This window comes from Azospirillum oryzae, assembly GCF_900177515.1.
GTDB classification, from domain to species: Bacteria; Pseudomonadota; Alphaproteobacteria; order Azospirillales; family Azospirillaceae; genus Azospirillum; species Azospirillum oryzae_A.
Genome location: NZ_FXAK01000005.1, coordinates 117,304 through 125,000 on the forward strand (window position 1 = coordinate 117,304; position 7,697 = coordinate 125,000).

The window sequence follows — 7,697 nt, forward strand, 5'->3', positions numbered from 1 at the left end:
AAAGCATGCGGGCCGATCTCAGGGCCAAGGATAGCCAGGGGCATGGCGGCGCCCCATTGCGGTGTTCCCCACACTTTTTAGGGTTTTCCCCCGCGACGCCAAGCCGCAGGCCGTTATTCCGCCTCCAGCAAAAGCCGGGTCAGGTCAGCGACCGATGCGACCTCCAGCTTGTCCATCACATTGTGGCGGTGGACCTCCACCGTCTTCATCGACAGGTTGATCTCCGCGGCGATGACCTTGTTGGGCTTTCCGGCGACCACCAGCGCCGCCACCTGCCGCTCGCGCGGGGTCAGCCGGCCGATCAGCGCGCGGACGGCACGCTTGCGCTCCGCCGCCTCCCAGGCGCGCCGCGACTTCTCCAGCGCCTCATGCACGCGGTCGAGCAAGAGTTGGTCGTTGAAGGGCTTCTCGATGAAATCGACGGCCCCCGCCCGCAGCGCCCGCACCGCCATCGGCACGTCGGCATGGCCGGTGACCACCACCACGGAGAGCAGCGACCCAGCCCGCGCCAGCGTGTCCTGCAGTTCCAGCCCGCTCATGCCCGGCATGCGCACATCGGTAACGAGGCAGCCCGGCCGGTCGGGCTTCAGCGCCCGCAGGAACTCCTCCGCCGAGGCGAAGCCCTGCACCTCCAACCCCAGCGAGCCGATCAGCCAGCCCAGCGAATGGCGCATCGCCGGATCGTCGTCCACCACATAGACCGTGCGCGGCGGGGCGGAACTTTCCGCATCATGACTCATGGGTCGGGTTCTCCTGTACCGCCGGCAGAACGAAGCGAATCTCCACGCCCCCGCCGGGATTGTCTGCGGCCCACAGATGGCCGCCATGAGATTCCAGGATGGTCCGGCAGATCGACAGGCCCAGGCCCATCCCCTCCGGCTTGGTGGTGAAGAAGGGGTCGAACAGCCGCTCCCGCGCCTCGGCACTCAGGCCATGGCCGCGGTCGGCGACCATCACCCTGACCCGCCCCTCGCCGTCCAGACCGGTGCGCACTGTGATCCCGTCGGCCGGCAAACAGCCCTCCATCGCGTCCAGCCCGTTCTTCATCAGGTTGAGGACAACCTGCTCGATCTGCACCGCGTCGGCCGCCACCCGCGGCAGCCCGTCGGCCAGATCGAGCGTGACCGCGATGCCGGCGCTGCGCGCCCGGTCGGCGCACAGGGCGGCGGCGGCGCGGACGGCGTCGTTGATGTCGACCGGCTCGATCTGTGGCGCCCGCTTGCGGACGAAGTTGCGGATGCGGGCGATGATGTGGGCGGCGCGGTCGGCCTGATCGGCGATGGCGCGGGTGGCGTCCGCCAGTTCGGCGGGCCGGCCGGTGCCGGCCTCCAGCCGGCGGGTGCAGCCGCGCGCGTAGTTGGCGATGGCGCCCAGCGGCTGGTTCAGCTCATGGGCGAGGTTGCTGGCCATTTCCCCCAGGATCGACAGGCGGGCGACATGGTCGATCTCGCGCTGGCGCTCGCGGGCATTCTCCTCGGCACGGCGGCGCTCCGCCATCTCGCGGACGAGGTCGCGGTTGGCGGCACGCAGTTCAGCGGTGCGGACCTTGATGAGATGCTCCACCCGCAGCGAATGGATTGTCCACCACAAGAGCGCCAAGGCCGCCAGGGCCAGCCAATGCCAGTTCTCTCGCGCCAGATCGACCAGCGAGACGTCGCGCAACGAGCGGTAGGGGCCGATGCGCAGCGAGCGGAACAGGGCATGGACCGGCTGGTAGTCGCGCGGCACCGCCCAGCCCTGGTAACCGCCGGCCTTTGCTGCGGGATGGTCCGGCGGCATCTGGAACAGGGCGACCACCGCCTGTTTCGCCAGTTCCTCCGGCGTCCCGGCGAGACGGGCCAGCGGCCAGTCGGGGTAAAGATCGGTGGAATGGGCGCAGGCGAAATCGGGCGCGCTCCGGGAGCCAAGGACGCGGAAGTCCGCCGGGTCGATCCGCCCCTCCGCCGCCAGTTCCTCCAGCACGCAGGCCCGCAGCACGCCGGCATCCGCCGTCCCGTCGCGCACGGCGAAGGCGACGCGGTCCACCGGGAAGCCGGAAAAGCGCAAATCCTTCAGGTCGCGGAAGGGATCGACGCCGGCATCCAGCAATTCCCCCCAGGCAACCTGGAAACCGCCGAAGGCGTCGGGATCGATGGCCATCAGGGTCCGCCCGCGAAGGTCGCGCAGATCCTTCAGGTCGCGGCGGTCGGCACGCACGATGATTGCCGAGCCGATGGCGTTGCCGGAGGACCGCCCGGACTGCAGGGTGGCGATGCGGGTGACGCCGTACCGCGCCTCCAGATCGACATAGTTGCCGGTGTTGGTCAGGATCAGGTCCACCGTCCGGTTCTGCACGGCGGCATCCATCCCGGCGAGGTCGAGCGCCACCATCTCCGCCCCACGGCCGGGGAAATGGTCGCCGAGATAGCGGATCGTCGGTTCCCACACCGCCGCCGCATGCTCCTCCCCCCGATAGGCGAGCACGCCGACCCGGACCGGCGGGTCGGCAGCCAATCCGTGCGACGACAGCAGCAGCAGGAAAGCGAACAGCAGGCGGACGACCATGGCGGCTGATCTTGCGAGGGGGTTCAGCCCTTTAGCGCGTCCACCGCCCCGGCACAAGGCGGCGCGCCGTCACGGCGGCATCGGAAATCGGCGAGACTCATTCCATTCCGCGCGGTTGGGTGTCGGTAACGCCCTGCCTTCGCCACTGTCCGGACCGCATCAGCGCAATGTCGCCGAACGAACTCCGCTTCGAGCATTTCCGCGAAATATATCTGAGCGAGCGCACGCGGCGCGAGGCGATCCGCGGCAGCATCGGAACGCCGGTGGCGGCGATTTCCTTCTCCGTTTTCTCGCTCGGCAATCTGGCCGCCCGCTTCGACGCGACGCGACTGGAGGAGCCGGTATCGCTGTTCATCGCCGCCGCCGCCTGCGCCGGCGTCCTCGCGATGCTCGGCGCCGTGTACCACGTGGTCATGGTGGAATGGCTGTTCATTCATCACGAACCGCCACCCCTGCCCCGGTTGGTCGAGGCGGAGAACGCCATCCGCACCGAGCGCGGGGAGGAGGCGGTGGTGCCCGGCCTGATGGACATGATGGCCGCCAGCTACGCCATCGCCTTCGAACAGTATCTGTGGGGCAACACAATGAGCGCCCGCAGCCGGACGCGGGCGCTGCGCCTGGTCCTGCTGTCGCTGGTCTTTTTCGCGCTGGGTTTCCTGGCTCTGCCTTTCCAGAAGATGGGCTGAACCGAGGAGGGTAGAAACCGGATGAAATGGCTCGAACGCTTTCTCGTCCGCCGTCCGCGATCCGCCGAATGCGGATCGGTCCCCGCCTGGGCGAGGTCAAGGTTGAGGAATGCCTGCCGGTCGCTGTCCGAAGAGGAGGCCAATATGCAGCGGCTGCTCCACCTGCCGGTGCGCCCGTCCCTGACACTGGCCGACGAGGAGCTGGGCGTGCTGATCGATGCCGAGGGGCGCCGTTCGATCGAAGGGGATGACGCGGGCAATCAATAGAATGCCCCCTTCCCCGAAGGGAGGAGGGCATGTGGACGTGCAGGATCAGGAAGCGGGCATTTCGCCGGTGACCCAGTAATCCACGCGCTGCTTGTGCTTGGCGATGTAGTCGTCGATCGCCTTCTCATAAGAGCTGTTGTCGGCCTCCAGCATGATCGCCTGCAGCTCGTCCAGCGGCAGATACATACGCGTCAGGAACTCGGCCACCTTCGGATAGTCCTGGTAGAAGCTCTTGCGGGCCATCACATGGACGCGCTCCAGCCCGCCCAGCACGCCTTCCGGATCCTCCAGATAGCGCAGCTTCCACTTGGCAAACATCCAGTGCGGGCTCCAGGCGGTCACGACGATCCATTCGTCGCGCCGGATGGCGCGGCCGAGGGCCGCCGTCATCGCCGCACCGCTGGCCGACACCAGATTGTAGTCCTTCAGCCCGTACGTCTCGACCGCCTTCTCGGATGCCTGCATCAGGCCGGCACCGGGGTCGATGCCCTGGATCTTGTTGTCCAGCTTCTTGCGCACCTCCGGCTTCGCCAGATCGGCGATGGTGCGGACCTGATCGGCCGGGACATAGTCCGGAACCGCCCAGCCCAGGCGGGCACGGGTGTAGAGGATGCCGAGCGGCACGATGTCGTCGCCGACCTTCTCAAGGTAGGAACCGTGCGTCGTCGGCAGCCAGGACATCATCATGAAATCCAGGTCGCCCTTGCTGAGGCCCTGATACTGCAGGCCGATGTCGGCCAGCACCAGTTCGACCGGCTGGTGCAGCCGGTCCTCGATCAGGCGCTTGGCGAGCTTGGTCACCGCCTCGGCATCGGACCAGGCGGTCCAGCCGATGCGAACCGGCTCCTTCTTGTCGGCGGCCAGAACGGGCGACGCCAGCGTGGCGGTCCCGACAACCGCGGCAGCGGCGACCGCCAGCATTTTCAGAAACGTACGTCGCATAAGGCTTGTCCTTTTTGGTGTCTTCTTCTTGCTTGGGTCGGGCGACCGGAGGTCAGCCCGCTTCAATGGCTCCATCCGCAAGGCTGGATTTCTCGGCGCCGGCCTTCCGTCGTGCCGCCAGGGCGGACCAGGAGAGGCGGGATTTCCGATCCTCGGGCTTGCGGTTGCCGAAACTCTGGGTGATGCGGTCGAGCAGCACGGCGAGGATCACCACCGCCAGCCCGCCTTCGAAGCCCTGGCCGATGTCGAGCCGCTGGATGCCGCGCAGCACCTCGTTGCCGAGACCGCCCGCGCCGATCATCGACGCGATGACCACCATCGACAGCGACAGCATGATCGTCTGGTTGATGCCGGCCATGATCGACGGCAGGGCCGTCGGCATCTGCACCCTGACCAGAAGCTGGCGCGGCGTACAGCCGAAGGCGAGGCCGGCCTCCACCAGCTCGTGCGGCACCTGCCGGATGCCCAGGCTGGTCAGGCGCACGACCGGCGGCATGGAGAAGATGATCGTCGCGATGGTGCCGGGGACGCGACCGAGCCCGAACAGCATCGCCGCCGGGATCAGGTAGACGAAGGCCGGCATCGTCTGCATCAGGTCGAGCACGGGTCGTACCACCGCTTCGATCCGGTCGTTGCGCGCCGACCAGATGCCCACCGGGATGCCCAGAATCAGCGCCACAGTGGTCGCGGTCAGCACCAGCGCCAGCGTGTCGACCATCTGGTTCCACATGCCGAGCCCGGCGACGACAAGCAGCGACAGCGCCGCGAACAGCCCGAACCGCCAGCCGACCCGCCACAGCCCGATCAGCACCACCAGCCCGGCCAGCACCACGCCGGGCAGCGACGTCAGCGCCGTCTGCACCCCGTCGGCAACTGCGCCGATCGCCACGTCGATGCCGTCGAACAGCCACTGCGCATGGTCCAGCAGGAACAGAACGACCGCTTCGGCCCAATCGCCGAAAGGAAGCTTGAAATCCATGGGTCAGCGGCTCCGTCCAAGAGTTTCGAGATAGGCGGTCTTGGAGATCGCCCCGACATAGGCGCCCTGCCCGTTCACCACCGGCAGCGGGCAGGCGCTGGACGCCACGCGCGGCAGAACCTCCTCCATCGGCAGATCGTCGGTGATCGGTTCGATCCCCGGCAGCAGCGCGTCGTCCAGGGTGGTCGAGCCGTTGCCGCGCTCGATGGCCGACATCAGGCTCTCCACCGACACCACACCGTGGAATCGGCGGCGCGCGTCCTGGACATAGCCGAACTCGCGGTCACGCTCGCGCAGCTGCCGCACGGCGGCGCGTGGGCCGTCGCCGGTATGCCGGGTCAGCGTCACCTGATCGCGCCGTGCGATGTCGCCGGCCGTCAGGATCTTGGTGACGTCGATGTTGCGGAAGAAGGAGCGGACATAGTCGTTGGCCGGCTGCTTCAGGATCTCGTCCGGCCGCCCGACCTGCACGATCCGGCCGCCTTCCATGATCGCCAGCCGGTTGCCGATGCGGATGGCCTCGTCGAGATCGTGGCTGATGAAGACGATGGTGCGCTGCCGTTCGGCCTGAAGCCGCAGCAACTCGTCCTGCATTTCCGAACGGATCAGCGGATCCAGCGCGGAAAAGGCTTCGTCCATCAACAGGACCGACGGCTCGTTGGCAAGGGCGCGGGCCAGTCCGACACGCTGTTGCATGCCGCCGGACAACTGGTTCGGCCAGCTCTCGGCATAGGCGCCGAGGCCGACCGCCTCCAGCGCGGCCTGCGCCTTTTCGCGTCGGGTCCGCAGATCCTGGCCGGCGATCTCCAGTCCGAAGGCGGCGTTCTGCCAGACGCGCATGTGCGGCATCAGGGCGAAGGACTGGAACACCATGCCGAGGTCGCGGCGGCGCAGATCGGTCAGTTCCGCCCGCGACAGCTTGGTGATGTCGCGCCCATCGATCAGGACTTCACCGACGGTGGGGTCGATCAGCCGGTTGAGCATGCGGACCAGCGTGGACTTGCCGGAACCGGAGAGGCCCATCACGACGAAGATTTCGCCGGCCTCGATCTCCAGACTGGCGTCCTGCACGCCGACGGACTGGCCCGTCCGTTTGAAAATCTCCTCTTTGGAATGACCGGCCTTTAACAGATCGAGGGCCTGTCGGGGGTGGTTTCCAAAGATCTTCGTAACGCCTTTTACGGCGATTTTTGCGGTCATGCGCTGATGCCTCCGGTTTGGCAAGACGCGAACGGCACCGGACCCTGTCGGGGCCGGTTCTGGGATGCAGCCTTCGTGGAAGCAGGAGCGTGCCGCGGATCGGAGGGCACGCGAGAGGGATTTCAGTCCGCAGCCGGTTTCGGCACCCTGCGGCGGGACAACTAGCCCATCGCAGTTACGGCGAACATCATACCCACAGAACGATTGTATTTACCGCACTGACTCAGAATACAGAAGGCTTACTGACAAATACAAAGAACTATTCCTATGACTTGATCATATTTTTATCTCCACATGCTGCGCCACCATAACGCATTATCAGGGTTCCGAGCTTACCGCTCACTCAGCACCGTGAGGTTGATCACCAAACGGCGGAGCCAAGGCTAACAACATCTATCTTGGATTTGAAGCCCTTTTTGCCACAGCCGGATTTCCTCCCTGTCTGATAGGGAAGAAACGCGGTATTTTAAGATTTTTTTCCTTTTGGTGAATCTGCAACGAACCACCCTTCAACGTAGCCGTCTACAGACCAAAAATTCCGGCCGGGATGCTGTGTGAAATTCGGCATCCGTGAGCGATGGGCATTGGCTTCAACGCCGCCGTAATCGGGAGGATTCCTGCTGTTCGACACAGCCTTGAGAGAATGGGGCCGCGCTGCTGATCCTCCCGGCCAACACCGGCTCAAACAAAGCGAGCGAACGCCGCGAAGGCGATCGTCTTCCCAATCGATTTGGGAAAATGATCTTCCGGCACGGCAGTGACTCCGACTCCTTCTGCGCATGCAAAATGTAGATACCGCCGGCTTCCGAATGCACGAAATGATGCGGAGGGCAGGCGCTCGATGCCGGTACCGGACCGCTCGTGTCGGGCATTGCTGCCCCGGATGAGCGTACTGACTGCGGCAAGAAGGCGCTCAGCGGCGCGCTGATGCCATCGCAGGTGTTTGACCCGGATGGAGATGCCACAGAACACGGGCGCGATCAGCCTCGCCCTGAGCAGCACAGACACCGCGCCGGAAATCAGTGAGGCGATGTTCGGCATTGCACTGGCCATCGGCTTGGCTGGTCGGACGCGGCGTG

At 66.0% G+C, this 7,697-nt stretch carries 8 protein-coding genes; 2 read left to right on the forward strand and 6 right to left on the reverse strand.

The features are described 5' to 3' along the window. Positions 1-113: 113 nt before the first annotated feature. Together B9N97_RS09165 and B9N97_RS09170 are read right to left on the reverse strand one after the other, a co-directional pair. Positions 114-740 carry a response regulator transcription factor gene (locus B9N97_RS09165; protein ID WP_085085591.1) on the reverse strand — a complete coding sequence of 209 codons (627 nt, stop codon included), beginning with the start codon at positions 738-740 and terminating at the stop codon, positions 114-116. Beyond that, on the reverse strand, positions 730-2,544 hold the full coding sequence (locus B9N97_RS09170) for a sensor histidine kinase (RefSeq protein WP_085085593.1): 1,815 nt from the start codon (positions 2,542-2,544) through the stop codon (positions 730-732). Before B9N97_RS09170 ends, B9N97_RS09165 begins: the two co-directional genes overlap by 11 nt. Before the next feature lie 167 nt (positions 2,545-2,711). Between B9N97_RS09170 and B9N97_RS09175 the strand changes: the two genes are divergently transcribed. Both B9N97_RS09175 and B9N97_RS36710 read left to right on the forward strand, forming a co-directional pair. Next, positions 2,712-3,230 (forward strand): hypothetical protein, encoded by a 519-nt coding sequence (locus B9N97_RS09175; RefSeq protein ID WP_143266571.1) that lies wholly within the window; start codon positions 2,712-2,714, stop codon positions 3,228-3,230. 144 nt (positions 3,231-3,374) lie between these two features. Further along, positions 3,375-3,497 carry a hypothetical protein gene (locus B9N97_RS36710; RefSeq protein WP_280174754.1) on the forward strand — a complete coding sequence of 41 codons (123 nt, stop codon included), beginning with the start codon at positions 3,375-3,377 and terminating at the stop codon, positions 3,495-3,497. Positions 3,498-3,542: 45 nt separating this feature from the next. Here B9N97_RS36710 and B9N97_RS09185 read toward each other — a convergent pair whose 3' ends face one another. The 4 genes from B9N97_RS09185 to B9N97_RS34880 all read right to left on the reverse strand — a co-directional run bounded on the left by B9N97_RS09185 (position 3,543) and on the right by B9N97_RS34880 (position 7,659). Continuing rightward, entirely contained in the window at positions 3,543-4,439 is an 897-nt protein-coding gene (locus B9N97_RS09185; RefSeq protein ID WP_143266572.1) for a glycine betaine ABC transporter substrate-binding protein, read from the reverse strand. 52 nt (positions 4,440-4,491) lie between these two features. Then, on the reverse strand, positions 4,492-5,418 hold the full coding sequence (locus B9N97_RS09190; protein WP_085085599.1) for an ABC transporter permease: 927 nt from the start codon (positions 5,416-5,418) through the stop codon (positions 4,492-4,494). A gap of 3 nt (positions 5,419-5,421) precedes the next feature. Next, positions 5,422-6,618, reverse strand: a complete 1,197-nt coding sequence (proV, locus tag B9N97_RS09195; RefSeq protein ID WP_085085601.1) for a glycine betaine/L-proline ABC transporter ATP-binding protein ProV — start codon at positions 6,616-6,618, stop codon at positions 5,422-5,424. A 681-nt stretch (positions 6,619-7,299) separates the two neighbouring features. Then, positions 7,300-7,659, reverse strand: a complete 360-nt coding sequence (locus B9N97_RS34880; RefSeq protein ID WP_143266574.1) for a hypothetical protein — start codon at positions 7,657-7,659, stop codon at positions 7,300-7,302. Positions 7,660-7,697 lie beyond the last annotated feature (38 nt).

What these genes read in the sequence shown, in the direction of transcription:
- B9N97_RS09190 (WP_085085599.1), bottom strand. Translation starts at nt 5,418, where the DNA reads ATGGATTTCAAGCTTCCTTTCGGCGATTGGGCCGAAGCGGTCGTTCTG.
- B9N97_RS09175 (WP_143266571.1), top strand. Translation starts at nt 2,712, where the DNA reads ATGTCGCCGAACGAACTCCGCTTCGAGCATTTCCGCGAAATATATCTG.
- proV (WP_085085601.1), bottom strand. Translation starts at nt 6,618, where the DNA reads ATGACCGCAAAAATCGCCGTAAAAGGCGTTACGAAGATCTTTGGAAAC.
- B9N97_RS34880 (WP_143266574.1), bottom strand. Translation starts at nt 7,659, where the DNA reads ATGCCGAACATCGCCTCACTGATTTCCGGCGCGGTGTCTGTGCTGCTC.
- B9N97_RS36710 (WP_280174754.1), top strand. Translation starts at nt 3,375, where the DNA reads ATGCAGCGGCTGCTCCACCTGCCGGTGCGCCCGTCCCTGACACTGGCC.
- B9N97_RS09165 (WP_085085591.1), bottom strand. Translation starts at nt 740, where the DNA reads ATGAGTCATGATGCGGAAAGTTCCGCCCCGCCGCGCACGGTCTATGTG.
- B9N97_RS09170 (WP_085085593.1), bottom strand. Translation starts at nt 2,544, where the DNA reads ATGGTCGTCCGCCTGCTGTTCGCTTTCCTGCTGCTGCTGTCGTCGCAC.
- B9N97_RS09185 (WP_143266572.1), bottom strand. Translation starts at nt 4,439, where the DNA reads ATGCGACGTACGTTTCTGAAAATGCTGGCGGTCGCCGCTGCCGCGGTT.